Origin of the sequence: Stappia taiwanensis, from assembly GCF_014635285.1 — a bacterium.
Taxonomy (GTDB): domain Bacteria; phylum Pseudomonadota; class Alphaproteobacteria; order Rhizobiales; family Stappiaceae; genus Stappia; species Stappia taiwanensis.
Genome location: NZ_BMCR01000007.1, coordinates 159,646 through 185,053, shown reverse-complemented (window position 1 = coordinate 185,053; position 25,408 = coordinate 159,646). Strand labels below are relative to the sequence as shown.

At 65.4% G+C, this 25,408-nt stretch carries 24 protein-coding genes; 9 read left to right on the top strand and 15 right to left on the bottom strand.

Going from position 1 to position 25,408, the window contains the following annotated elements; genetic code table 11:
- Positions 1 to 13: 13 nt before the first annotated feature.
- Positions 14 to 712, bottom strand: coding sequence for a response regulator transcription factor (locus IEV83_RS16200; protein WP_181761635.1), 699 nt, complete (start codon positions 710 to 712; stop codon positions 14 to 16).
- A gap of 73 nt (positions 713 to 785) precedes the next feature.
- Positions 786 to 1,055, bottom strand: a complete 270-nt coding sequence (locus tag IEV83_RS16195; protein WP_181761634.1) for a hypothetical protein — start codon at positions 1,053 to 1,055, stop codon at positions 786 to 788.
- A 339-nt stretch (positions 1,056 to 1,394) separates the two neighbouring features.
- On the opposite strand from IEV83_RS16195, the gene IEV83_RS16190 reads away from it, so the two are divergent.
- The 7 genes from IEV83_RS16190 to IEV83_RS16160 all read left to right on the top strand — a co-directional run bounded on the left by IEV83_RS16190 (position 1,395) and on the right by IEV83_RS16160 (position 7,803).
- Positions 1,395 to 3,008: a phosphoenolpyruvate carboxykinase gene (locus IEV83_RS16190; protein WP_181761633.1), complete on the top strand. Its 1,614-nt coding sequence runs from the start codon at positions 1,395 to 1,397 to the stop codon at positions 3,006 to 3,008.
- Between the two features lie 127 nt (positions 3,009 to 3,135).
- A complete protein-coding gene (locus tag IEV83_RS16185; RefSeq protein ID WP_181761632.1) occupies positions 3,136 to 3,486 on the top strand; it encodes an XdhC family protein in 351 nt (116 codons plus the stop codon).
- Between the two features lie 95 nt (positions 3,487 to 3,581).
- Entirely contained in the window at positions 3,582 to 4,280 is a 699-nt protein-coding gene (locus tag IEV83_RS16180) for an XdhC family protein (RefSeq protein ID WP_181761631.1), read from the top strand.
- Positions 4,277 to 5,944, top strand: coding sequence for an NTP transferase domain-containing protein (locus IEV83_RS16175; protein ID WP_181761630.1), 1,668 nt, complete (start codon positions 4,277 to 4,279; stop codon positions 5,942 to 5,944). Before IEV83_RS16180 ends, IEV83_RS16175 begins: the two co-directional genes overlap by 4 nt.
- Before the next feature lie 106 nt (positions 5,945 to 6,050).
- Positions 6,051 to 6,713 (top strand): L,D-transpeptidase, encoded by a 663-nt coding sequence (locus IEV83_RS16170; protein ID WP_181761629.1) that lies wholly within the window; start codon positions 6,051 to 6,053, stop codon positions 6,711 to 6,713.
- Positions 6,714 to 6,778: 65 nt separating this feature from the next.
- On the top strand, positions 6,779 to 7,252 hold the full coding sequence (locus tag IEV83_RS16165; protein ID WP_181761687.1) for an OmpA family protein: 474 nt from the start codon (positions 6,779 to 6,781) through the stop codon (positions 7,250 to 7,252).
- Positions 7,253 to 7,590: 338 nt separating this feature from the next.
- Positions 7,591 to 7,803: a hypothetical protein gene (locus tag IEV83_RS16160; protein ID WP_181761628.1), complete on the top strand. Its 213-nt coding sequence runs from the start codon at positions 7,591 to 7,593 to the stop codon at positions 7,801 to 7,803.
- A 308-nt stretch (positions 7,804 to 8,111) separates the two neighbouring features.
- On the opposite strand, the gene rpsL is transcribed toward IEV83_RS16160, so the two are convergent.
- From rpsL to mutM, 9 genes are all read right to left on the bottom strand, one after another.
- Positions 8,112 to 8,483 carry a 30S ribosomal protein S12 gene (rpsL, locus tag IEV83_RS16155; protein ID WP_181761627.1) on the bottom strand — a complete coding sequence of 124 codons (372 nt, stop codon included), beginning with the start codon at positions 8,481 to 8,483 and terminating at the stop codon, positions 8,112 to 8,114.
- A 117-nt stretch (positions 8,484 to 8,600) separates the two neighbouring features.
- Positions 8,601 to 11,054, bottom strand: coding sequence for a DNA topoisomerase (ATP-hydrolyzing) subunit B (gene gyrB / locus IEV83_RS16150; protein WP_181761626.1), 2,454 nt, complete (start codon positions 11,052 to 11,054; stop codon positions 8,601 to 8,603).
- Between the two features lie 176 nt (positions 11,055 to 11,230).
- Positions 11,231 to 11,848, bottom strand: coding sequence for a LysE family translocator (locus tag IEV83_RS16145; protein ID WP_181761625.1), 618 nt, complete (start codon positions 11,846 to 11,848; stop codon positions 11,231 to 11,233).
- Between the two features lie 23 nt (positions 11,849 to 11,871).
- Entirely contained in the window at positions 11,872 to 13,011 is a 1,140-nt protein-coding gene (gene recF / locus IEV83_RS16140) for a DNA replication/repair protein RecF (protein ID WP_181761624.1), read from the bottom strand.
- A gap of 44 nt (positions 13,012 to 13,055) precedes the next feature.
- Positions 13,056 to 14,174: a DNA polymerase III subunit beta gene (dnaN, locus tag IEV83_RS16135; protein WP_181761623.1), complete on the bottom strand. Its 1,119-nt coding sequence runs from the start codon at positions 14,172 to 14,174 to the stop codon at positions 13,056 to 13,058.
- Positions 14,175 to 14,375: 201 nt separating this feature from the next.
- Positions 14,376 to 15,821: a chromosomal replication initiator protein DnaA gene (gene dnaA / locus IEV83_RS16130; protein ID WP_209003213.1), complete on the bottom strand. Its 1,446-nt coding sequence runs from the start codon at positions 15,819 to 15,821 to the stop codon at positions 14,376 to 14,378.
- 1,244 nt (positions 15,822 to 17,065) lie between these two features.
- Complete coding sequence (rpsT, locus tag IEV83_RS16125) at positions 17,066 to 17,332, bottom strand: 30S ribosomal protein S20 (RefSeq protein WP_181761621.1); 267 nt, start codon at positions 17,330 to 17,332, stop codon at positions 17,066 to 17,068.
- A 189-nt stretch (positions 17,333 to 17,521) separates the two neighbouring features.
- Positions 17,522 to 18,295 (bottom strand): enoyl-CoA hydratase, encoded by a 774-nt coding sequence (locus IEV83_RS16120; protein WP_181761620.1) that lies wholly within the window; start codon positions 18,293 to 18,295, stop codon positions 17,522 to 17,524.
- 166 nt (positions 18,296 to 18,461) lie between these two features.
- Complete coding sequence (gene mutM / locus IEV83_RS16115) at positions 18,462 to 19,391, bottom strand: bifunctional DNA-formamidopyrimidine glycosylase/DNA-(apurinic or apyrimidinic site) lyase (RefSeq protein WP_181761619.1); 930 nt, start codon at positions 19,389 to 19,391, stop codon at positions 18,462 to 18,464.
- Positions 19,392 to 19,733: 342 nt separating this feature from the next.
- Here mutM and ubiE point away from each other — a divergent pair, with 342 nt between their 5' ends.
- Both ubiE and ubiB read left to right on the top strand, forming a co-directional pair.
- Positions 19,734 to 20,483 carry a bifunctional demethylmenaquinone methyltransferase/2-methoxy-6-polyprenyl-1,4-benzoquinol methylase UbiE gene (gene ubiE, locus IEV83_RS16110; protein ID WP_181761686.1) on the top strand — a complete coding sequence of 250 codons (750 nt, stop codon included), beginning with the start codon at positions 19,734 to 19,736 and terminating at the stop codon, positions 20,481 to 20,483.
- 7 nt (positions 20,484 to 20,490) lie between these two features.
- Positions 20,491 to 22,059: a 2-polyprenylphenol 6-hydroxylase gene (gene ubiB / locus IEV83_RS16105; protein WP_181761618.1), complete on the top strand. Its 1,569-nt coding sequence runs from the start codon at positions 20,491 to 20,493 to the stop codon at positions 22,057 to 22,059.
- A gap of 141 nt (positions 22,060 to 22,200) precedes the next feature.
- Here ubiB and IEV83_RS16100 read toward each other — a convergent pair whose 3' ends face one another.
- From IEV83_RS16100 to atpD, 4 genes are all read right to left on the bottom strand, one after another.
- The gene (locus IEV83_RS16100; protein WP_181761617.1) at positions 22,201 to 22,719 is read right to left on the bottom strand and encodes a hypothetical protein; all 519 of its coding nucleotides are present in this window, start codon (positions 22,717 to 22,719) and stop codon (positions 22,201 to 22,203) included.
- Between the two features lie 84 nt (positions 22,720 to 22,803).
- Positions 22,804 to 23,415 carry an alpha-ketoglutarate-dependent dioxygenase AlkB family protein gene (locus tag IEV83_RS16095; RefSeq protein ID WP_181761616.1) on the bottom strand — a complete coding sequence of 204 codons (612 nt, stop codon included), beginning with the start codon at positions 23,413 to 23,415 and terminating at the stop codon, positions 22,804 to 22,806.
- A gap of 135 nt (positions 23,416 to 23,550) precedes the next feature.
- On the bottom strand, positions 23,551 to 23,958 hold the full coding sequence (locus tag IEV83_RS16090) for a F0F1 ATP synthase subunit epsilon (RefSeq protein ID WP_181761615.1): 408 nt from the start codon (positions 23,956 to 23,958) through the stop codon (positions 23,551 to 23,553).
- A gap of 24 nt (positions 23,959 to 23,982) precedes the next feature.
- Positions 23,983 to 25,407 carry a F0F1 ATP synthase subunit beta gene (gene atpD / locus IEV83_RS16085; protein WP_181761614.1) on the bottom strand — a complete coding sequence of 475 codons (1,425 nt, stop codon included), beginning with the start codon at positions 25,405 to 25,407 and terminating at the stop codon, positions 23,983 to 23,985.
- Between the last annotated feature and the right edge of the window lies 1 nt (position 25,408).

Below are 25,408 nucleotides of genomic sequence, written 5' to 3'. Positions count from 1 at the left end.
AACACGCGATTGCTCAGCTTTCCCGGAACCGGTAGCCGACGCCGTAAAGGGTCTCGATCATATCGAAACTGTCATCGACCAGCTTGAATTTCTTGCGCAAACGCTTGATGTGGCTGTCGATGGTCCGGTCGTCGACATAGACCTGATCGTCATAGGCCGCGTCCATCAGCGCATTGCGGCTCTTGACCACGCCCGGGCGATGCGCCAGCGCGTAAAGGATCAGGAATTCGGTCACCGTCAGCGTAACCGGCATTCCCTTCCAGGTCGATGTGTGCCGCTCCTGATCCATCACCAGATCGCCGCGCTCCAAGAGCTTGTCGCTCTCCGGCTTGGCCGCGGTGGCATCACGCGGCTGCACCCGGCGCAGCACCGCCTTGACCCGCTCCACCAGGAGACGCTGGGAGAAGGGTTTGCGGATGAAATCGTCGGCGCCCATCTTCAGGCCGAACAGCTCGTCGATCTCATCGTCCTTGGAGGTGAGAAAGATCACCGGCAGGTCGGACTTCTGGCGCAGCCGCCTGAGCAGCTCCATCCCGTCCATACGCGGCATCTTGATATCGAAAATCGCCAGATCCGGCGGCTCGCTGATCAGCCGATCAAGGGCCGCCGCGCCGTCCGTATAGGAGTGCACCCGGTAGCCTTCGCTCTCCAGAGCAATAGAGACCGATGTCAGAATATTGCGGTCGTCGTCCACAAGCGCGATCGTCGCCATGATCGGTGCCCTGATCCTCTTCGTTCCATTCGTGTCTTGGTTTACCAGCCTTGGCGGTGAAAATGCGCACAAATTATGACGCATTGCGCAAGAGGCCGCCCGATCCCCGTCTCGCCGCCTTACCGGACCGGCCCGAAGAAAGGGCACGCATGCCGACCTGGCGGGAAAAACGGGCAAGCGATACGGCAACACCGGCCAGCAGATCGTCAGCGGTCTTGGCCAGCGCCCCGACAATCCCCGGGATGTCCTCAGAAAAGAAACGCAAGCCCGCAACCCACCCGCGCTTCTGCCAGTATCCACAAGCCGCAAACGCCCACAAGTCCATTTGAGACTGATGGATCATGCCAAGGGCGCCGCCTCACCGGTCATTCCCCAAGCCCCCTCGAAGACGGGATTCGCCGGCTCAAAAACCGGCGGTTTGCCGGGTAAACTCCCTAAATTTCATCATCCCCGAAATTTAATCGATTTAGCCTCCGGCATGAAAGCGCGGTAGTCCTTGTTGCGGCAGGGCCCATCCTCTAGGTTCGAATTGCTCAAAACGAAACTTGGCGCCGCGCTGGATCATCCGGCTGCGGCTATCCACCTATGGACGGGGAGCGGGTAACGCCGCGCCGGGCCACGGCCGGGCATGTCGCGCAAGCGCAGGCGAAGCCGGTGAAACGCAAACAAGGACTTCGGAAACATGGCTGAACAGGGTGTAGAGTCTCCTTCGCGGCACGACGACATGTGCGGGCTGAAGGAGCTTGGGGGCCTTTTTCACAATCTGACCGCCCCTGCGCTCTACGAGCACGCCATCCGGCGCGGCGAGGCGGTTCTTGCCGATCAGGGCGCGCTTGTGGTTGAGACCGGTGTCCATACCGGCCGCTCGCCCAAGGACAAGTTCGTCGTTGAGGACGACACCACCCGGGACACCGTGTGGTGGGACAACAGCGCCCGGATGAGCGGCGAGGCGTTCGAGACGCTGCTGGCCGACATGCAGGCCCACGCCAAGGGCATGGAGCTGTTTGCCCAGGACCTTTATGGCGGCGCCGATCCCGAGCAGCGCATCAAGGTGCGCGTCTTCACCGAATATGCCTGGCACTCGCTGTTCATCCGTAATCTGCTGATCCGGCCCGACCGGAGCGAGCTGGCCGATTTCGCCCCCGAGATGACGATCATCGACCTGCCGAGCTTCCAGGCAGATCCGGCGCGCCATGGCTGCCGCACGGAAACGGTGATCGCCTGCGACTTCACCCGCAAGATCGTGCTGATCGCCGGCACCTCCTATGCGGGCGAGATGAAGAAGTCGGTCTTCTCCATGCTCAACTTCCTGCTGCCGGCAGAAGGCGTGATGCCGATGCACTGCTCGGCCAATGTGGGGGACGCGGACGACACCGCCGTATTCTTCGGCCTGTCCGGCACCGGCAAGACCACCTTGTCCGCCGACCCGACCCGTACGCTGATCGGCGACGACGAGCACGGCTGGGGCAAGGACGGTGTCTTCAACTTCGAGGGCGGCTGCTACGCCAAGACCATCAAGCTGTCGGCCGAGGCCGAGCCGGAGATCCATGCCGCCGCCCAGCGCTTCGGCACGGTGCTCGAAAACGTGGTGCTCGATGACGTGACCCATGTTCCCGACTTCGACGACGGCTCGAAGACCGAGAACACCCGCTGCGCCTATCCGATCAACTACATCCCCAACGCCAGCGCCACGGGCCGGGCGCCGCAGCCGAAGAACATCATCATGCTGACGGCCGATGCCTTCGGCGTGTTGCCGCCGATCGCCAAGCTGACCCCGGCCCAGGCGATGTACCACTTCCTCTCCGGCTACACCGCCAAGGTCGCCGGCACGGAAAAGGGCGTCACCGAGCCGCAGGCCACCTTCTCCACCTGCTTCGGCGCCCCCTTCATGCCGCGCCATCCGTCCGAATACGGCAACCTGCTGCGTGAGCTGATCGCCACCCACGGCGTCGACTGCTGGCTGGTCAACACCGGCTGGACCGGCGGCGCCTATGGCACCGGCCACCGGATGCCGATTCGCGAGACCCGTGCGCTGCTGTCCGCCGCGCTCGACGGATCGCTGCGCAAGGTGGACCTGCGCACGGACCCGAACTTCGGCTTTGCCGTGCCGGTCGCCGTTCCGGGGGTCGACACCGCGATCCTCGACCCGCGTTCCACCTGGAGCGATCCGGCCGCCTATGACGCGCAGGCAGCCAAGCTGGTCGACATGTTCGTCAGCAACTTCGCGATCTTCGAGGCGCATGTGGACGAGGCCGTTCTGGCCGCCGCGCCGTCGATCCGCTCTGCCGCCGAGTAACATCGGCCCCGCCCATCCGCCGCCCCACTCGGGCTTCGGCGGATGGGCGCCCTCACAACCTGCGGCATCTCTCCCCTGTCCCCGACGCGCACGCCGGCCTATATTGGCGAGCGTGGAGGATGCCATCATGCCGACAGACCAGATTTCTTCCCCTGACGATCCGCTGTTGCTCGCCGAAGGCTGGAGCCGCGCCGGGCGCAAGGTTGCGCTGGCGACCGTGATCGAGACGTGGGGGTCCGCCCCGCGACCGGTCGGCGCCCATCTCGTTATCGATTCCGAAGGCAATTTCGAAGGATCCGTCTCCGGCGGATGCGTCGAGGGGGCCGTGGTCGCCGAAGCCGCTGACGTGATCGAGAGCGGCACGCCGACCGTGCTGGAATTCGGTGTCGCCGATGAGACCGCCTGGCGGGTCGGCCTGTCCTGCGGCGGACGCATTCGCGTTTATGTGGAACCGGTGGCCCCCGGCCCACGCCGCTGATGCCACGCCCCCACCTTTCCCCCGACATGACCGCCGCTGGCGCAAGAATGCCAGCCGAGCCCGACCCGCAATACGCGCCGGAGCGGATCTGATTCATGGATCTTCACCTTCTCTCCCAGCTCAACGAGGCGCGCGAGGACCGCCGTGCCGCCATTCTGGTCACCGATCTGGACAGCGGCGCCCAGCGCCTTGTCCGGCGCGGCGAAGAGCCCTCCGCCGACCCGCTGGCAACGGAGCTGGCGCGCCGGTTCCGGTCCGGAAAATCGGGGCTGATCGAGGCGGCCAATGGCCAGCGCCTGTTCCTGACGGTCAGCGTGCCGCCGCCCCGGCTGGTCATCATCGGCGCGGTGCACATCAGTCAGGCGCTGGTGCCGATGGCCACGATGTCCGGCTTCGATGTCACCGTGATCGATCCGCGCACGGCGTTTGCCACCGAGGAACGGTTCCCCGGGACAGCGCTTTGCGCCGACTGGCCGGAAGACGTTTTGGCAACCCGGCCGCTCGATGCCTACACCGCGCTGGCGGCTCTTACCCACGACCCGAAGATTGACGATTTCCCGCTTCAGGCGGCGCTTGCCGCCGGCTGCTTCTATGTGGGGGCGCTCGGCAGCCGCAAGACCCATGGCAAGCGGGCGGAACGGCTGGCGGAGGCCGGCGTCAGCGCCGCCGACCTTGCCCGGATCGACGCGCCGATCGGTGCCGATATCGGCGCAGCCTCCCCGGCGGAAATCGCCGTCGCGGTGCTGGCGAATGTCATCGCCGCGCTGCGCAAGGAACCGGAGGCCGGGTCGTGAAATTCGGTCCGGTGGCGACAATCGAGGCGGAAGGGGCGCTGCTCGCCCATTCGCTGCGCCTTGAGGGCGCCACCTTCCGAAAAGGACAACGCCTGAGTGACGCCGATATCGCCCTGATCGCGGCCACTGGCATTTCCGAGGTCGTCGTTGCCCGGCTGGAGCCCGGCGATTGCCACGAGGATGTGGCTGCCGAGCGGCTTGCCCGGGCTGCCGATGGCGGCGGCCTGCGTCTCGACCCGCCCTTCACCGGCCGGGTCAACCTCTTTGCGGCGGAAGACGGCCTTCTCCTGGTCGATCCCCCAGCCGTCAACGCGGCCAACCGGATCGATCCGGCGATCACCCTCGCCACGCTGCCCGCCTTCGCCCGGGTCACCCGGGGACGGATGGTGGCGACTGCCAAGATCATTCCCTTCGCCGTCGCCGAACCGCTCATCGCCCAGGCCGAGACGGCGGCGCGAGCGGCCGTGCGCCTTGCCCCCTTCCGCCCGCGCAAGGTCGGGCTGGTGGCCACACAGCTCCCGCATCTGAAGCCCTCCGTTCTCGACAAGACCCGCCGGATCACCGAGGCGCGGCTTGCCGTTTCCGGATCGACGCTGATCGGCGAGGAGCGCGTCGCCCATGATCCGGCGGCGGTCGCCGCCGCACTCACGGCGCTTGCCGCCCAGGGCGCGGAGATGCTGCTCGTTTTCGGCGCCTCGGCCATTGTCGACCGCAAGGACGTGATCCCGGCCGCGATCGAGGCCGCCGGCGGCACGGTGGTGCATTTCGGCATGCCGGTGGACCCGGGCAACCTGCTGCTTGTTGGCGCGCTCTCAGGCCTACCGGTGCTCGGTGCCCCGGGCTGTGCCCGCAGCCCCAGGGAAAACGGCTTCGACTGGGTTCTCGACCGGATGATGGCGGATCTGCCGGTCCGGCCGGAGGACATCACCGGTCTCGGTGTTGGTGGGTTGCTGATGGAGATCGGCACCCGGCCACAGCCGCGCGCGGCGGCGCCTGCAGCAAAAGCGGAGACAGGCGGGAACGCCATGGATCACGCCGCACCGATCCCACGCAAGGTCGCAGCGATCCTGCTTGCGGCCGGCCGCTCCAGCCGCGCCGGCGAGACCAACAAGCTGCTGGCCCGGCTCGATGGCGAACCGCTGGTGCGCATCGCCGCCAGGGCAGCACTGGCCAGCGGAATTTCCTCCCTGACCGTGGTTACCGGCCATATGGCCGATGCGGTGGGCGCGGCGCTGAACGGCCTCGACGCTATTCTCGTGCACAATCCGGATCACGCGGACGGCATGGCCAGCTCGATCCGTACCGGTATCGCCGCGCTGCCGCCGGACACCGACGCCGCGCTGATCCTGCTTGCCGACATGCCCGGCATCACGGCGGAGGCCATCGACCGGATAATCGCCGCCTATGCGCCCGGGGCCGGAAAACCCATTGTGGTCGCCACCGCCGAAGGCAAACGGGGCAATCCGGTCCTCTGGGATCGCGCCTTCTTCGATGCGCTCACGCAACTGGAAGGCGACACCGGCGCCCGAGCGCTGATCGACCGGCACCAGGACCAGCGCGCCGAGGTGGAGATCGGCCCGCCGGCACGGCTCGACCTTGATACCGCTGCCGAACTGGCTGCGGCCGGGGCCAAAACCGGCGGACAGGAGACGGCCAAGGATTGACCTTTGCGTCAGAATGAACCGTAATATCTGCGACTCAGAGATCGATTGCGGTCACGATTGACGCGCGTGAGTTGAGCAGTCAATCCGGCCGAGGGGGGAGAACGGCATGAGCAGCCATCCGTCACGACGTAGCGTGCTTGCCGGTACCGGCGCCCTGCTGGCAGCGGCAAGCCTGCCGGTGCCGGCACTGGCGTCGTCCAAATGGTTCGATGGCGCCACTGCCGATAACGGCTTTTCCTACCGGCGCACCAATTTCAAGGTGATCAAGCCGCATCTGCAACGGCAGATGGTCAAATACTATTCGGAAGAGCCGGCGGGCACTGTCGTCATCGACACCCGCAACCACTATCTCTACTGGATCTGGGAGAACAACACCGCCTTGCGCTACGGGGTCGGTGTGGGCCGGGACGGTTTCAAATGGTACGGCCGCGCCCAGATCAAGCGCAAGGCCCTGTGGCCGCGCTGGGTGCCGCCACCCGACATGCTGAAGCGTCAACCGGACCTGCCGCGGCTCGTCAAGGGCGGCGCGCCGAACAATCCGCTCGGGCCGCGCGCGCTTTACCTCTACAACGACAAGGGCGGCGACACGGGCTACCGGCTCCACGGCACGCTTGAGCCCTGGAGCATCGGCTCGGACGTCTCGTCCGGCTGCATTCGCATGTTCCCGGAAGATATCGTCGATCTGTACCAGCGCTGCCCGCTGGGCACCCGCGTTCTGGTGCTGGAACACCTTGGCGCCGGGTCCGGCCCCGAATCCAGCAAAGGCTGACCACCGATCTCAGGGAGCATTTCATCGTGACGTCATTTGCCACCAGCAGGGTGAAACGGGCCCTGATGCTGACCGCTTGCGCTGCCCTGCTGGCCGGCTGCAACACCACAGAGCAGGTCGCGACCCCGGATGTGACCAACGCACCGGCGGTCGGTTTCGCCAGGATCGCCCCCGGCAGCGAAGAAGCCTTCATGCTGAACGTCGGCCGGCGCACCTATTTCAGCGCCGGCTCGGCGGAGATCGATGACACCGCGCGCATGACGCTCGACAAGCAGGCCGCGTGGCTCCAGGAAAACCGGCACTGGTACGCCAAGATCCAGGGCTTCGCCGACGACCCGGGCAGCGCCGCCGACAACAAGGCCCTGTCCACGCGCCGGGCCAACGCCACCATGGCCTATCTGATCAGCAAGGGCGTGGACCCGCGCCGCCTCTGGGCCAAGGGCTATGGGACCCAGCGCAAGGTGCGGGATTGCCCCGAACAGGAATGCCGGGCGCAGAACCGGCGCACGGTCACGAACCTGCGGGAAAACAAGGACTGACGCCTGTCGCCGCAAAACCTGGGCGGTTTTCGCCCGGGAGCTTGCACAAACAAGAAGGGCTGGCGTTCTTTCCATCTTGCCGGAAGGGCTCCGACCAGGCTCCTCGTTATGGTTGCCGGCGTTCCCCATCGCCGTCGGATTGTTGCACTGCAGTGCAAGCATGGCACCTATACCGAGGCCAAGCTTGCCGCAGTGCAGCATGACACTTATATTACAGCTCTCTGGTTTTTTCGAACTGGCGCCACAAGGGTTCGCCGGTCGTCCAAGCGCTCATCCCACGCCGTTGGCGTGACGCGGGGCTTACCCCCGCCGGATGGCCACACCAACGGGATGCACTCATGACCGATCTTCGTCTGCCCCGCTCCGGGCAATGCAAATGGGCCGAAGGCACCGGCGGCAACTATTCCTTCCCCTGCAGCAACCGCGTCGAGCCGGGCGTTTCCTACTGCGACGAGCACCGCGCGCTTGTCTACATCTCGCCGGAAGAGCGTCGTCGCAATCGCGAGAACGCCCCGGTCGCCTTCCGGGCGCAGAAGCGCATCGCCGCCTGACGACAAGACGTTCCGGCGCTCGGCCGAAAGCCGAGACCGACCATCAAAAAAGCCGCCCGCGGATCGCGTGGGCGGCTTTTTTGATGGCTGGCACCCGCAAGTACGAGAACAGCCACTAACGCTGGACAAGGCTGCCCCCGCCCCCCAGGCATTTCCGGACCCCTTACGTCCGGCAAGGCCCCTCACCCGCCACTGCTCCGGATAACCTGTGCACGCAGCGCGCGACAGGCTACCGCCAAACGCGAAAAACCCCCGGCCGAAGCCGAGGGCAAATCGCAGCAGGTCTACCCAGAAACAAAAGCTGGTGCTTACTTCGGCCGCTTGGAGCCGTAGAGCGAACGACGCTTCTTACGATCCTTGACGCCCTGGGTGTCGAGCACACCGCGGATCACGCGGTAGCGCACACCCGGAAGGTCGTTCGGGCCGCCGCCGCGAACGAGCACGACGGAGTGTTCCTGGAGGTTATGACCTTCGCCCGGAATGTAGGCGGTCACTTCGTTGCCATTGGTCATGCGCACACGAGCGACCTTACGCAGAGCCGAGTTCGGCTTACGCGGCGTCGTGGTGTAGACGCGAGTGCAGACGGCGCGCTTCTGCGGATTTCCGTTCAGAGCGGGCGTCTTGGACTTCTTGACGATAGGCTTGCGGTTCTGGCGAACCAACTGATTGATTGTCGGCATTGTGCGATACGGCTTGTTTTTGAGGAGATTGCTGTCTTGGCCGCTTCGTATAGGGGCAGCGGCCGGCTTTGTCAAAGGGTCTTTGCCGTTGCGGGCGAAAACTTCGCCTGCAAAGGGTCAGACATCGAGATTCGCGACCGAAAGCGCGTTGTCCTGAATGAAGGTCCGGCGCGGATCCACGTCGTCCCCCATCAGCTTGGTGAAGATATCGTCGGCGGCATCGGCCTCGCGCACCTTGACCTGCAGCAGGGACCGGGCGTTCGGGTCGAGGGTCGTTTCCCAGAGCTGGGAGGCATTCATCTCGCCAAGGCCCTTGTACCGCTGCAGGGCGATCCCCTTGCGCCCCTGGGCGAAGACGGCCTCCAACAGCGCCCGGGGCCCGCGAATGGGCTGGCTCACCCCCTTGCGCGACAAGGTGGCGGCCTTGATGAAGACCTCCTGCAACTGGGCGGCACGGGCATCGAGCTTTCGGGCATCGGCGGAGCCAAGCAGCGCCGCGTCGATCGTCGCCACCTCCTCCACACCGCGCACGGTGCGGGTGAAGACAAGATCGCCATCCTCCCGCGCTTCCCCGACCCAGCCGCGTTCGAACTCATCGGCCAGGATATCGAGGCGCCGAGCGATATAGGCGGCCGCCTCCCGCGCCTTCTCCGGGTCGTGATGCACGTCGGCATTGAGTGCACCGGCAATGGTCGCCTGCTCAACGACACCGCGATCGTAGCGCGTATGCAGGCCATCGAGGATGCCGGAGACAATCCGCGCCTTTTCCACCACATCGCGCAGGTCCTGGCCGGTGCGCACCTCGCCATTGGCAAGGGTGAGCGCGCAATCTTCAAGCCCCGCGTCGATCAGGTAGTTTTCCAATGCCTCCTGATCCTTCAGATACTGCTCGGAATTGCCGCGCTTGACCTTGTAGAGCGGCGGCTGGGCAATGAACACATGCCCGTTCTCGATCAGCGCCGGCATCTGCCGGAAGAAGAACGTCAACAGCAGCGTGCGGATATGCGCGCCATCGACGTCGGCGTCGGTCATGATGATGATCTTGTGATAGCGCAGCTTCTCGAGGTTGAATTCCTCGGCGCCAATGCCGGTACCAAGCGCGGTGATCAGTGTGCCGATCTCGTTCGACGACAGCATCTTGTCGAACCGGGCCCGCTCCACGTTGAGGATCTTGCCGCGCAAGGGGAGAATCGCCTGATTCTCGCGGCTGCGGCCCTGCTTGGCGGAGCCGCCAGCGGAATCACCCTCCACCAGGAACAATTCGGCCTTGGCGGGATCGCGCTCCTGACAGTCGGCGAGCTTGCCGGGCAACGAGGCCACATCGAGCGCGCCCTTGCGCCGGGTCAGCTCGCGCGCCTTGCGCGCCGCCTCGCGGGCGCTGGCCGCCTCCACCACCTTGGAGACCAGGGTCTTGGCATGGGCGGGGTTTTCCTCCAGCCACGTCGACAAGGTGGCATTGATGACGTTCTCCACCACCGGACGGACCTCGGAGGAGACCAGCTTGTCCTTGGTCTGGGAGGAGAATTTCGGATCCGGCACCTTGACCGACAAGACGCAGGTCAGCCCCTCGCGGCAGTCGTCGCCGGTCAGCGACACCTTTTCCTTCTTCAGCAGACCGGAACGGTCGGCATAGCCGGTCATCTGTCGGGTCAGGGCCGCGCGGAAACCGGCCAGATGGGTGCCGCCATCGCGCTGCGGGATGTTGTTGGTGAAGCACAGCACCTGCTCGTGGTAGCTGTCGTTCCACCACAGCGCCGCCTCCACGGTGATGCCATCGCGTTCGGCCCGCATCACCACCGGATCCTCCACCAGCGGGTGCTTGGCCCGGTCGAGATAGCGCACGAAGGCCTCCAGACCGCCATCGTAATAGAGCTCAACCACGCTTTCCTCGACCCCGCGCCGGTCGGTCAACAGAATGCGAACGCCAGAGTTGAGAAAAGCCAGCTCGCGCAGGCGATGTTCCAGAGTGCCGAGATCGAATTCGGTCCTGGTGAAGGTTTCCGAGGATGGCAGGAAGGTCACCTCGGTGCCCTTCTTTCCCTCCGCCGGCCCGACATCGGCCAGAGGCGCCACCGCCTCGCCATCCTCAAAGCGCATGGTATGGGTGCGCCCATTGCGCCAGATCCTGAGCTCCAGCCAGGACGACAGGGCATTGACCACCGACACGCCCACCCCATGCAGGCCGCCGGAAACCTTGTAGGAATTCTGGTCGAACTTCCCGCCCGCGTGGAGCTGGGTCATGATCACTTCGGCCGCCGAAACCCCTTCCTCCGGATGCAGGTCCGTCGGAATACCGCGGCCATTGTCGCTCACGGTGACCGAGCCATCGGCATTGAGTGTCACCGTCACCCGGTCGGCATGACCGGCCAGCGCCTCGTCGATGGCGTTGTCCACCACCTCATAGACCATGTGATGCAGGCCCGAGCCGTCATCGGTGTCACCGATATACATGCCCGGCCGCTTGCGCACCGCATCAAGGCCCTTCAGAACCTTGATCGAGCCGGCGCCATAGTCATCGGCGTCAGAGGCGGGCTGCGAGGCGGGATCGCCGGTCATCGGGGTATCACTCATTCGAATCAGTTTCTCGCTGGATCACTGTTGAAGAACCGTTATACGGGCTTCACACACCTGTTCAACCAACCTCGGCTTTCGCCGAGCCCGGCCCACCATCGCCGCTATTTCCGATACGCGCCCGGAAGGCGCCCTGCGGGCTTTGCAAAGGCGGCAGGACGGCCCCTTGCGCCGCGTCAGCGGGTGGCGATCGCCACCGCCGCGCCGGCCATCACCGAGCCTGCCACGCGATTGAGCAGCCGGACCGCCCACGGGCTCGACATCAGCCCCCGCGCCCGCTCCGCCAGCAGGCAATAGCCACCAAGCACCACCGCCAACACCGCGAAGGTGACCGCACTGAGCTCGACGAAGCCGAGCACCGTCACCGTCTCCAGAGCGATGATGTTCGGCAAGAGAGCCAGATAGAACACGATCACCTTGGGGTTCCCGAGGGTGACCGCCAGACCGCCGAGCACCAGATTGAGCCGGCTTTCACTCGCCGGACGGACCACGCTCGCCATGCCCGCATCGGCCGGCGCCCGCCACATCTTCCAGGCAAGATACACCAGATAGGCAGCGCCCAGGTACTTGATTGCCAGAAAAACGGTGGCGAAGGTGTTGGCCACCACCGCGAGCCCCGCGACGGCCAGGCCGAGCCAGATCACATCCCCCAGGGCAACACCGAAACAGAAGGCCAGGGCTCCATCGCGACCACGCGCCAGAACGCGCGCGACAATCGCCGCGATCCCCGGTCCGGGAATGACGGCAGCCACGAAAAGCGCCGATGCGAAGACGATCAGGGCGGTGATATCCATGGGGTGAGACAGTCCTTGATTTTTCAGCCCGGACTATAGGGGGTGACGCTGCCGCTGGCGACCTGAAATACTTCGCTTTCGCGCGGCAGGGCGGAAAAAAGCAGCGGATCCGTGCCGGTCATCAGAACCTGCGGCCCCAGCTCGGCAAGCCGGGCGAACAGCGCCGCCCGCCGGTTCGGGTCAAGATGGGCCGCCACCTCGTCCAGCAGCAACAGCGGCGTCATTCCGGACATGGCGGCGGTCACCTCCGCATGGGCGAGCACCAGACCGATCAACAGGGCCTTCTGTTCACCGGTGGAGGCAAGCCCGGCGGGCATATCCTTGGCCAGATGATGCACCTTCAGATCCGACCGGTGCGGCCCGTCGAGCGTGCGACCGGCGGCGCGATCGCGCCGGCGCGTCTCGACCAGCCGGGCGCGGTAGCGGTCTTCCAGATCGCCGGCGGCACAGGCATCGGCCTCCTCTTCGAAGGGACCATCCAGGCTGATGCCCGCCTGCGGGAAGGGCAACCCCAGGCTCGCCTGGGCGGCGACCCGCTCGGCGAGCAGCGCCACGGTTTCGCGCCGGGCGAAACACACGGCCACCGCCAGCGGGGCAAGCTGCGCCTCGACCGCGTCGAGAAACTCCGGCGCACCATTGCCATCGAGCAGCCGGTTGCGGGCCCGCAGGGTTTTTTCCAGATCGGCGACGCGCCGGCCATGCCCCGGATCGACCGCCAGCACGAACCGGTCGAGAAATCGGCGCCGATCCCCGGCCGGGCCGGTGAACAGCCCATCCATGGAAGGCAGCAGCCAGAGAACCCGCAGATAGTCGAGAAGCTGTTCGGAGTTGCGCGCGTCCGCCCCATCAATGCGAATACGCCGGCCGGTCTCGCCGGGCCGATGGCCGACCCCGATGCGAGTTTCGCCCTGCGGCCCATCGACAACCGCTGCGACCGACCAGTCGCCGGAGGAGCCCTTGCGGGCGATCTCGCCCAGCGGCGCCCGGCGCAGGCCACGTCCGGCGGTCAGCAGCGACACCGCTTCGAGCAGATTGGTCTTGCCGGCGCCGTTCTCGCCAACGAAAGCCACCAGCGGGGCATCCAGCGTCAGCGAGAACGTCTCGTAGCTGCGGAAATTCGTCAGGGCGAGGCGACGCAGCGCCACATGGACCGGCCCGCTCATGGCGCGCCTCCTGTCGGCCGCCGCGTCACGACGCCAAACGGCCGTCAGACGCGCATCGGCATGAGCACATAGAGCGTGTCCTCGGCGCCCTGATCCTGAATCAGGGTCGGCGCGCCCGCATCGGCAAAGGAGAAGCTGGCCGTGTCGCCGCGAAGCTGCCCCGTGATTTCAAGCAGATAGCGGGAATTGAAGCCGATCTCCAGCGGATCGGATTCATAATCGACCGCCAGTTCCTCGGTCGCCGAGCCGGAATCGGGATTGATCACGGTCAGCACCATCCGGCCTTCGGAAATCGCCAGCTTGACGGCCCGGCCACGCTCCGACGAGATGGTCGAGACACGATCGACCGCCGCCTTGAAGTCATCGCGGTCGACCAGCATCGTCTTGTCGTTGTTCTGCGGAATCACCCGACCGTAGTCGGGGAAGGTTCCGTCGATCAGCTTGGAGGTCAGCACCACATTGCCGGTGGTGATGCGGATCTTCGCCTCGGAAATTTCCACCTGCGCCTCGGCGTCCGGATCCTCCAGCAGCTTCTGCATCTCGCCCACGGTCTTGCGCGGCACGATGATCCCCGGCATGCCCGACGCACCAGCGGGCGCGGGAACCTCGGCCCGGGCGAGCCGGTGTCCGTCGGTGGCGACACCGCGGAACCGCTCTCCCGCGTCGGTCGTCACCGTATGCATGTAGATACCGTTGAGATAGTAGCGGGTTTCCTCGGTGGAAATCGCGAACTGGGTCGAATCGATGATCAGCCGCAGATCCCGCCCGGTCAGGGTGAAGGCGTGGCTGAACTCCCCGGCGGTGATGTCCGGGAAGTCGGCTTCCGGCAGCATCTGCAGGGCGAAGCGCGAGCGGCCGGCCCGCAGCTCCAGCGTGGCATTGTCGCCGGAGGTCTCCAGCGAAACCTGCGCGCCCTCGGGCAGCTTGCGCACGATGTCGTAGATCATGTGCGCGGGCACGGTGGTCGCGCCCGGCTGTTCCACATGCGCCGGAATCTGCTCGGAAATCTCCAGATCGAGGTCGGTCGCCTTGAGGGCGAGCTGGCCACCATCGCAGCGCAGCAGCACGTTGGACAGGATCGGGATGGTGTTCCGGCGCTCGACGACACGATGCACATGGGTCAGGGACTTCAGGAGGTCGGTCCGCTCAAGAGTCACTTTCATTGTATCGTCCGTCATCCGATGCGGCGGCCTTCACAAGCCGCGTATGTGGGGAGGAGTTCGCGACAGCGAAACGGGCATCGACACTGCCCGCAAGCTGAGGGAAAAGCAAGAGCGGTTGCAACACCATGGCCGCCACCACAAAGGGCAAGCCGGCGTGGGCTTTCGCACCTCACGCCGGCTGCCGCTCATCCGTCTTGCGCGTCAGGCGTCAAGCATGCGCCGCAGCAGATCGATTTCCTGCGCCAGGTTGGCGTCGGCCCGGCTCATTTCCTCGATCTTGCGCACCGCATGCAGCACGGTGGTGTGATCGCGATTGCCGAACCGCCGGCCGATTTCCGGCAGCGAGCGCGGCGTCATCATCTTCGCCAGGAACATGGCGATCTGACGGGGGCGCACGATGGTGCGGGTGCGCCGGGCCGACAGGAGATCCGCCTTCGACACATTGTAGTGCTTCGATACCACCCGCTGGATGTCTTCGATCTTCACCCGGCGCGGCTCGGTGTTGCGCACCAGATCACGCAAGGTGGCCTCGGCCATCTCCTGGGTGACCGGCTGGCTGGTCAGCTGGTTATGGGCGATCAGCCGGTTGAGGGCTCCCTCAAGGTCGCGCCCGGAGTTGCCCACATGCCGCGCCACGTAATCGAGCACGCTTTCGGGAATCGCAAAGCCGGAATGAGCGCGGCGCACCGTCTCCACCCGGTTGCCGAGAATCGCCCGGCGCAGGCCGAAATCCGGTTCCGTGATCGACACCACAAGACCGCCGGCCAGGCGCGAGCGCACCCGGTCGTCCAGGGTCTCCAGATCTGAAGGCGGACGGTCGGCGGCAACCACGACCTGGCGCGCGCCATCGATCAACGCATTGAGCGTATGGCAGAATTCCTGCTGCACCTGCTTGCCGTGCAGGAACTGCATGTCATCGATCAAAAGCAGGTCGATGGTCCGCAGGGTCTCCTTGAACGCCAGAGCCGACTGGGCCTTCAGCGCGGCGACGAAGCGATACATGAAGTGCTCGGCGGTGAGGTAAAGGACCCGGCGTCCGGCCGCCTTTGCCTCGGCGGCGACCGCCTGCATCAGATGGGTCTTGCCGAGGCCGACGGAGGCGTGAACGTAAAGCGGATTGAAGGTCACGGCGCTGGCGGTGGCGATCTGCCGGGCGGCGGCGAGGGCGAGCGCGTTGGATTCGCCCTCCACGAAGGAGGCGAAGGTGTACTTGGGGTCGAGCGAGGCGCCCTCCAGACCGTCACGGGTCTCCTGCGCCGGGCTCGGGCGGGCCGCGCTCACCGGCCGGGGCTGAGAGCGGCCGCCATCGACCACGGTCATCGAGGCGGAGCCGGCAACCGGGCGCGCTGCCGGCGACAGGGACCTGGCGGCGGCTGCAGCATTCGCCGGCCGGGCCCGCACCGCACCGCGCACGGTCAGCTCGATGCGATGGACATCCTCGCATTCATGCTTCCAGAGGCCGACCAGACGCTCGTGGTAATGCGACTGGATCCACTGCTTGAGGAACCGGGTCGGCACCGACAGGCGCACCGTGCCATCCGCATGGTTTTCCAGATCCACCCGGGCAAACCAGCTCGAGAACACATCCTCGCCCAGTTCGGCCCGAAGGCGCTTCTTTACGCGGGTCCAGTGATCCGCCCCTGTCATTTCGGGTGCCGGCAGTTCCTGCAAGTTCATCGTGTCGCCTCCAATGCCAACGGGTTTGTCCGCCGCCGCAGATCCCGTCGCGTGTTGCCGCCGTTTTGGCCCATTTGTGTTCGCCGCGAATGCGGCGTCTGATGTCTGTCGCAAGCGCGACATCGGCCGTCGGGGCGGGAGAACCCTGCCCCGTTGCCTTGTTTCCCTTTCGGGTTCTGCCACCGGAAATACGCGGGCGATCAGGGCGCTAGCCCTTGTCCCGCCCGGTGCCGATGTGACCCGGGAGTTATGTCGTGATCGGCTGCGGATCCCGCGCCGGCGCGTGCCGGGGAAGACCCTCGCGCTCAGGTCATGGCAAGGTCCGCAAGTGCGGTCGACCTCGCCGGAGCGGCACAGAAAGTCCATTGCGCTGTCATCGTCAAGCCCCTCATCGTCGCACCTTCCTGCCAATCGACCGGCCCATCCGCCATTCCCCTAGGATGACCCGACGTTCGGTCGATCGAACATTCCGCCTCCCCTTTACGGGTTCCCCCGCTCCGGGTCAGCCCCCTCATCGGACATACCGGCCACGCGTGATATTCACCTTGACCAGACAAAATAACCCACCCCTTGCCAAAAGACTTCAGCAAGCTGAAAAACATCGAATTGTAATGGATATCGCCAGTTAGCCGGACGAAATGAGACTTTCCAGTCTCAGATCACAGGATCCATCATACAGGGACCCTGAGAACACATGATACATTGCGCAATCTGATTTTCGGCACAAATATAGCATTGCTCTTCCAGAGGCCCTCGCGTTTTTTCTTGTTCGATTTACCCGGGCGGGCGCCCGATGAAAAGAACATACACATGCCCCAGACCGCCTGCAACAGGACATGGTTACCGAAGCATTAACCAGCGCCATGCAGCCGAGCTTGATTCACCGCTGCCCGCTTGAAAGGGCTTTTGGAAGGCGTTTGGACTCAACGCGTTTTGCGCCCTTCACCCGGGAAACCAACAACAAACATGTGCATCAAAAAAAAAATTAACAGATCAATCTTGACTCCCGGCAAACGCGCATCGAGCCAGAACCGTGGCCGCTACCTCTATGTATGTCATTGTTTTTATTATTCTTTCCATGACAATTGCGGTCTCATTCGGCCACATCGAATCGGCGGTGATATTTAGACGGTCACGCGCAGGACGTGCAGGCGCCGGCTAAAGAAAAACCCGGCCAAAGGGCCGGGTTCTTGAATTCGCGCGGGTCGGAAATATCAGGCGCTGAGCGCCTTGATCCGGGCGTTCAGCCGGGAGATCTTCCGGGCCGCCAGGTTCCGATGAAAGACACCCTTGGTCACGGCCCGCATCAGCTCGGGCTGCGCGGTCTTGAGAGCGTCGTTCGCCGCCGACTGGTCACCGGAAGCGATCGCTTCCTCAACCTTGCGCAGGTGCGTGCGCACCCGAGTCCGGCGGGCCTTGTTGATGGCCGTGCGACGCTCGATCTTCCGCGCCGCCTTCTTGGCCGAAGGGGTGTTGGCCATTATCTGTCCTGATGCGTTACGTGAACACTGTGTCCGGCCGGAGCGGCTTCCAACAGGAACCCTGGAGAAACCAGCTCTGCCAAACGAAAGCGGCGGCGAAACGAGCCGCCACCGGTCGACAAGGCTTATAGTCGGACACCTGGCCGCCGTCAATGCGAAAACCGCCCCGGCGGCCAGCTAATCCGCCGCCTAGCGGTTCTTGAACTGCGGCGCCCGCTTTTCGACGAATGCGGTCATGCCCTCTTGCTGGTCTTCCGTCGCGAACATGGAGTGGAACATCCGCCGTTCAAACCGCACGCCCTCGGCAAGGGTCGTCTCATAGGCGCGATTGACGCTCTCCTTGGTCATCATGACGATCGGCATGGAGAAATCGGCGATCTTCTCCGCCACCCGCAGCGCCTCGTCGACCAGTTCGTCCACCGGCAGCACCCGGCTGACCAGCCCGGAGCGCTCCGCTTCGGCCGCGTCCATCATCCGGCCGGTCAGGCACATTTCCATCGCCTTGGACTTGCCGACAAAGCGGGTCAGCCGCTGGCTGCCGCCGGCGCCGGGCATCACCCCAAGCGTGATCTCCGGTTGTCCGAACCGCGCATTGTCCGCGGCCAGGATGAAATCGCACATCATCGCCAGCTCACAGCCGCCGCCGAGCGCATAGCCGGCGACCGCGGCAATGATCGGCTTGCGAAAGCGCGAGACCTGATCCCAGCTGGTGATGAAATCAGTCTTGTAGGCCTCGACGAAGGAGAGCGTGCTCATCTCCTTGACATCGGCACCGGCGGCAAAGGCCTTTTCGGAGCCGGTCAGCACCACGCAGCCGATCTTGTCGTCGCCTTCGAACTGGGCAAGCGCCGTGTTCAGCTCTGCGATCAAGGCGGAATTCAGCGCATTCAGCGCCTTCGGCCGATGCAGCGTGACAAGGCCGACGCGGCCCCGCTTCTCGACCTGAATATTCTCGTATCCCATGAGACCTCCCGGCGGATCTTGCGCGGCACCGACGCCGCTCCTGCTACAGCGACTAGGGGTAGCGGATGCACGAAGCCGTCGCAACCGCGCCCTTCGGCCAGTCCGCACAAGGGCCCGCGCCGGCCCCGGGACGCCCCCCCTCATCGAGGTCGCTTCCGGATTCTGGCTACTTCTGACAACGTGGACAGTAGAAGGTCGACCGCCCGCCCTGCACCATCCGGGCGATGGTTCCGGTACAGCCGGGGGTGCGACAGAGCTCCCCCTCCCGGCCATAGACCGCAAAGCTGTGCTGGAAGTAGCCAAGCGAGCCATCGGCCTGGCGATGGTCGCGCAAGGTGGAGCCGCCGGCGGCAATCGCCTCGGCGATCACCTCGCGGATGGCGACCGCCAACCGCCCCGCTGCGGCTGTCGGCCGGCCCCTGGCGGTGACGAGACTGCCTGCGGCGCGGGTCGGCGATAGGCCGGAGCGATAGAGCGCCTCGCACACATATATATTGCCGAGGCCGGCGATCACCCGCTGGTCCAGCAGCGCCGCCTTCAGCGAGGTCGCCTTGCCGGCAAGGCGCGCGGCCAACAGATCCGCATCGAGCTGGTTGCCGGTCGGCTCCACCCCCAGCTTGGCGAAATAGGGGTGGGTTTCCACCGCGCTGCGCTCGATCAGGGTCATGAAACCAAAGCGCCGAGGATCATTGTAGACAATGCGCATGGGAACCCGCGCGCCCTGGCCGGTCGGCGACCGCAGATGAAACACCACATGATCATGGGCGCGCGCCTCGGCGGGGGGATAGACCCGGAAGGCACCAAGATCCGGAACGGGCGACACCGCATCCGCGCGCCCCTCGCCGGTTTCGATGCGAAAGGCGCCGGACATGCCCAGATGCATCACCAGCACCGCCGCATCGTCGAGATCTGCAAGCAGATATTTCGCCCGCCGACCGAGCGACACCACCTGCCGGCCGGTCAGCCGCGCGGCGAAGTCCTCGGGGAAAGGAAAGCGCAGATCGGGCCGATTCTGCGAGACGCTGGCGATCTCGGCCCCCTCGAACACCGGCGCAAGACCACGGCGAACCGTTTCGACCTCGGGCAACTCTGGCATGATTGATGGTGTCCCCCTGTTCCGCCAGCCACGCGGCTCCGCCGCCCGTGCTGTGGCGCCGACCTCAAGCCCCGTGCATACAGGAAGCACCGCCCGGGGAAAACTCTCCTTCAAGCACCATCGGGCCGCCGGCGGATTGCCGCAGTCGCCAGGGGAAAGGTGGTGCCTTCGTGACCTCTTGGGCAAAATGCTGTAAGGCATCGGCGGACGGGACGAGGCCGGGCTCTGGCCAGGCCGCCCGTCCGGGAACAATCGGTCCGGCGCATGGCCGGACAACCTCAGCGGAGACCGAACATGGCGGGCAGCACGCAGGGCGACCGGTCGCGCACGCGCGGGCCGGAAATGGCGACGAGCTTCGGCTTTCGCAACGTGGCGCGCGAGCAGAAACAGACGCTCGTCAACGACGTCTTCCACCAGGTGGCGGACCGCTACGACCTGATGAACGATCTGATGTCCGGCGGCATGCACCGGCTGTGGAAGGACGCCATGGTTGCGGCCCTGGCCCCGCCGCGCGCACAAGGGCGCCGGTTCAAGGTGCTCGACGTGGCCGGCGGCACCGGCGACATCGCCACCCGGATCGTCAATCAGGGCGGCGCCGCCACCCGGGCCGTCGTCTGCGACATCAACGGCTCGATGCTGTCGGTGGGCCGCGACCGGGCGGAAAAGGCCGGCCTTGCCGATCGGCTTCGCTTCGTCGAAGGCAATGCGGAGGACCTGCCCTTTCCCGATGCCAGCTTCGACGCCTATACGATCGCCTTCGGCATCCGCAATGTGCCGCGCATCGACCAGGCGCTGCGCGAGGCACGCCGGGTGCTGAAACGCGGTGGCCGGTTCCTCTGCCTTGAGTTCTCCCAGGTCGATGTGGCTGGTCTTGACCGGATCTACGACCAGTTCTCCTTCAATGCCATTCCGGCGATCGGCCGGGTCATCACCGGCGATGGCGAACCCTATCGCTATCTGGTGGAATCGATTCGCAAGTTTCCCCATCAGGAACGTTTCGCCGAGATGATCCGCGAGGCCGGGTTCTCCCGGGTCACCTATCGCAATTACTCCGGCGGCATCGCCTGCCTCCATTCCGCCTGGGCCATTTGAGAAACCAATGCCGCTGATCGCAGTCTTCCGTCTGGCCCGCGCGGGCCTTGTCATGGCCCGCGAAGGGGTGTTCGGCATCGTCGACCTGCCCGATCTGCCGCCGGCCCAACGCATGGCGCTTCGCACCATCCGCTTGCTGGAACGCCGCTCGGTGCGCAGGAAGACCGCCGACAAGCGCCTGTCCGATGCGCTCAACCGTCTCGGCCCCTCCTATGTGAAACTCGGCCAGTTCCTCGCCACCCGGCCCGATGTGGTCGGCCGGGAGATCGCCACCGACCTGACCTCGCTGCAGGACCAGTTGCCGGCCTTTCCGATGGCGGAGGCCCGGCGCGTGGTCGAGGAGCAACTCGGCCAGCCGGTGGAGACGCTGTTCGAGGACTTCGGCGAGGCGGTGGCCGCCGCCTCGATCGCCCAGGTCCATCGCGCCAAGATCCGCGACCATGATGGCGAACTGCGCCAGGTGGCCGTCAAGATCCTGCGTCCGGGCGTTGCCGAGCGGTTCCGCCGGGATCTGAAGAGCTATTACCTGGTCGCGCGAACGATCGAGCGGCTGCATCCGCCCTCACGGCGGCTGCGTCCGGTGGCCGTCGTCGATACCCTCGCCCGCTCGGTCGAACTGGAAATGGATTTCCGTCTGGAAGCCGCTGGGCTTTCGGAAATGAACGAGAACACCCGCGAGGATCCCGGGTTCCGCGTGCCCGAGGTCAATTGGCCGCGCACGGCGAAATCGGTTCTGACCATGGAGTGGATCGAGGGCCGCAAGCTCTCCGATGTGGCCGGCATCGAAGCCGATGGCCACGATCTGCCGGCGGTCGGCGCCACCGTGATCCAGTCCTTCCTGCGCCATGCGGTGCGCGACGGCTTCTTTCACGCCGACATGCATCAGGGCAACCTGTTCCTCGAAGCCGATGGCACGCTGGTGGCGGTCGATTTCGGCATCACCGGCCGGCTCAGCCCGGCGGAACGGCGGTTCCTTGCCGAGATCCTGTTCGGCTTCATCACCCGCGACTACCGACGGGTGGCGGAGGTGCATTTCGAGGCGGGCTACGTGCCGCGCGATCAGGACATGGAGGTGTTCGCCCAGGCGATTCGCGCTATCGGCGAGCCGATCCACGGCCATGATGCTTCCGAGATTTCCATGGCCCGGCTGCTGACCCAATTGCTGGAGGTCACCGAGCTGTTCAACATGCGCACCCAGACCCAGCTCATCATGCTGCAAAAGACCATGGTGGTGGTCGAGGGGGTCGCCCGCACGCTCAACCCGCATCTCGACATGTGGCACACGGCCGAACCGGTGGTGCGCGGCTGGATCGAGCGCAATCTCGGACCGACGGGCCGCTTGCAGGATGCCGCCAGCGGCTTTGCCGCCCTCGGCCGCCTTGCCGCCGACCTGCCGCTGCTCGCCGACCGGGCCGGACGGCTCTCCGGGGAGATCGAGCGGATGACGGAAAAGGGGCTCCGGTTCGACGCGGAAACTGCCGAGGCCATCGGCAAGGCGGAAGCCCGGCACACCCGTTCGGGCCGAATCGCCCTCTGGATCATCGCCGGCCTGCTGGCCATCGCCGTCTTGACCTAGGTGTGACGTCTCAGTCGGTTGACAGACAGACAAGGGAGCTATCGCGCGGTGGTAGCGCCCGGTGACGCCCCACGTGCGGGCGGCGGCCTCATCGTTTTCAGGGAGCGTTGCCCCACCGCCCGAGCCAGGCTGATCTAATCTTCACTTCGCGCCCAGCAGCTTGCGCAGGTTCCGCGCCCGCGCACGCACGGACGCGGCGGCATCCGCCTCGGCCGTCCGCAGTGCGATCGCAGCCTCATCTTCAAACTCGGGAAATCTGTGTCCAAGGATCGCTCTCGCGTGAAGGCTCCAGGCACGCAGGAACGGCCGGGCGTGATCGGCATAGCCCCTTGCCCACTCGAGAAAGCGCCCGGCCTGCGCCGAGGTGAGCTCCAGCATTTCGACCGACTGGCACAGATGAAGCGCCGCCTGCCAGCCGACGACCCTGTCCAGCGCGCCGACGATCTGTGCCGTCACCTCTGGCGCAAGCTCCACACCCTCGGCCAACTCCGCCTTGAGCAACCACGTCGCACCGGCGGAGACCGAGGCCCGCGCATCAGCACAAAACGCGGCCAGTTCGTTGAGATAGCCCGCGCGGCCTCGGCAGGCCGCCCGTATTTCGGACAGGCTCGAAATCGCCGTGCCGTCGAACTTCCGTAGACCATCCTCAAGGTCGTCCAACGTCATTCTGCTCCAGCCTCCCGAAATGGATGCCGCTTGCGCACATGGACCGCGTCCCAAGCAGAGGGCCCTGGTGCTGTGCGGTCAATCCACCCGCCGCAGGGTGAGGTTGATCCGCCCATCGTCCTTGACCAGGGTAGAGGTGCCGGGAAGGATCCGGTCAACGCCGTGGAACGCGAGCCTTGCCTCCCCGCCCAGCACCATCACATCGCCCGACGACAGGCGGAACGAGCGGGTCGGCGCCTTGCGGGTCGTGCCGCCGAGGCGAAAGAGTGCGGTTGCGCCCAGCGACACCGACACCACCGGCGCCGAAAAGTCACGTTCATCCCGGTCCTGATGCAACCCCATCCGGGCGCCCGGCGGATAATAGTTGATCAGACAGGCCTGCGCTGGCGCCTGGTCCGGCGCCAGCGCCGCCCACAAAGCCTGAAGTTGCCCGGGCATCGGCGGCCAGGGCCTGCCCGTCGCCGGATGATGGGCCTGATAGCGGTAGCCCTCACGATCCGACACCCAGCCAAGCGGGCCGCAATTCGACATACGGACCGAGAACGGACGGCCCGTGCGCGGCATCACAGGCGTGAACAGCGGGGCAGCCGCCACGACCTCACGGATGGCGGCAACAAGCACCTCCTGCCCCGCCCGGTCGAAATAGCCCGGCAGCAAGCGAAACCCTTCCGGTAGAGGGCCGGCGTTCATGCCTAAACTCCCTGCTCCCGCTCCCTGCGCGCCGGGAGCCGCGGCCCCATCCTATATCGGCCCCTCAGCAACGAAAAACGCCCGGCGCGTGGCACCGGGCGTTAATCAATCCTTGTGACGTCGCCGTCGCGTCGTTCAGAGCGTCTTCAGGACATTCTCGGCATCGCGGAGCTGCTGCAGCACCGTTGCCGCCTTCTCGCGGCTTGCGTCGTCCTTGGCGTCGCGCACGTCTTCCTCGGCATCGCGAATCTGCGAGGCGATCTCATCTGCCTTCAAATCCTCGACCGGCACGGCCATTTCCGCCAGAACCGTCAGCCCCTTCGGACCAGCCTCGGCGAAACCGCCGCGAATGAAGTAACGCTCGGTGCCACCGGTGGCACGGACGACCCGAAGGACGCCCGGGCGCATGGTCGACATCACCGGAGCGTGTCCCGCCATGATGCCGAACTCGCCCTCGGCGCCCGGCACCACAACCTCGGTGGCTTCCTCGGAGAGAAGAAGCCGCTCCGGGGAGACGAGCTCGAACTGGAATGCTCCCGCCATGTCGTGCCTCGATCCTTCGTTGCCTTACGCAGCTTCCGCTGCGAGCTTCTGAGCCTTTTCGACCGCTTCGTCGATGGAACCGACCATGTAGAAGGCCGCTTCCGGAAGATGGTCGTACTCGCCTTCCACCAGGCCCTTGAAGCCCTTGATGGTGTCTTCGAGCGAAACCAGCTTGCCCGGCGAACCGGTGAAGACCTCGGCGACGAAGAACGGCTGCGACAGGAAGCGCTCGATCTTACGGGCGCGGGCCACCGCCAGCTTGTCTTCCTCGGAGAGCTCGTCCATGCCGAGAATGGCGATGATGTCCTGAAGCGCCTTGTAGCGCTGCAGGGTCGCCTGCACGGCACGGGCCGTCTCGTAGTGCTCTTCACCGATGATGCGCGGGTCGAGCATACGCGAGGTGGAGTCCAGCGGATCCACGGCCGGATAGATGCCCTTTTCCGCGATCGAACGGTTGAGCACCGTGGTGGCGTCAAGGTGGGCGAAGGTCGACGCCGGCGCCGGGTCGGTCAAGTCATCGGCCGGCACGTACACGGCCTGCACCGAGGTGATCGAGCCCTTGGTGGTGGTGGTGATGCGTTCCTGCATCGCGCCCATGTCCGTACCCAGGGTCGGCTGATAGCCCACCGCAGAAGGAATACGGCCGAGCAGCGCCGACACTTCCGAACCCGCCTGGGTGAAGCGGAAGATGTTGTCGACGAAGAACAGCACGTCCTGCCCCTTGTCGCGGAAGTCTTCGGCAACGGTCAGGCCGGTCAGCGCGACACGGGCACGGGCTCCCGGGGGCTCGTTCATCTGGCCGTAGACCAGCGCGGCCTTGGAGCCTTCGCCGCCGCCTTCCTTGTTCACGCCGGACTCGATCATCTCCCAGTAGAGATCGTTGCCCTCACGGGTACGCTCGCCGACACCGGCGAACACCGAGTAACCACCGTGCGCCTTGGCGACGTTGTTGATCAGTTCCATGATCAGAACGGTCTTGCCCACGCCGGCGCCGCCGAACAGGCCGATCTTGCCGCCCTTGGCGTAAGGCGCCAGGAGGTCAACGACCTTGATGCCGGTGACGAGGATTTCCGCTTCCGTGGACTGCTCCACGAAGGCCGGAGCCTCCTGGTGAATGCCGCGCTTGGCGTCATGCGGGATCGGGCCGGCTTCGTCAACCGGCTCGCCGATGACGTTCATGATGCGGCCGAGCGTGCCGTCGCCAACCGGAACCGAGATCGATTCGCCGGTGTCGCGGGCTTCCTGGCCACGCACCAGACCCTCGGTGGCGTCCATGGCGATGGTGCGCACGGTGCGCTCACCCAGATGCTGGGCAACCTCGAGCACAAGGCGGGCGCCGTTGTTCTCGGTTTCCAATGCGTTCAGGATCGGCGGAAGGTGGTCGTCGAACTGGACGTCGACAACGGCGCCGATGACCTGGGTAACTCGTCCGACTTTGGTGTCAGCCATA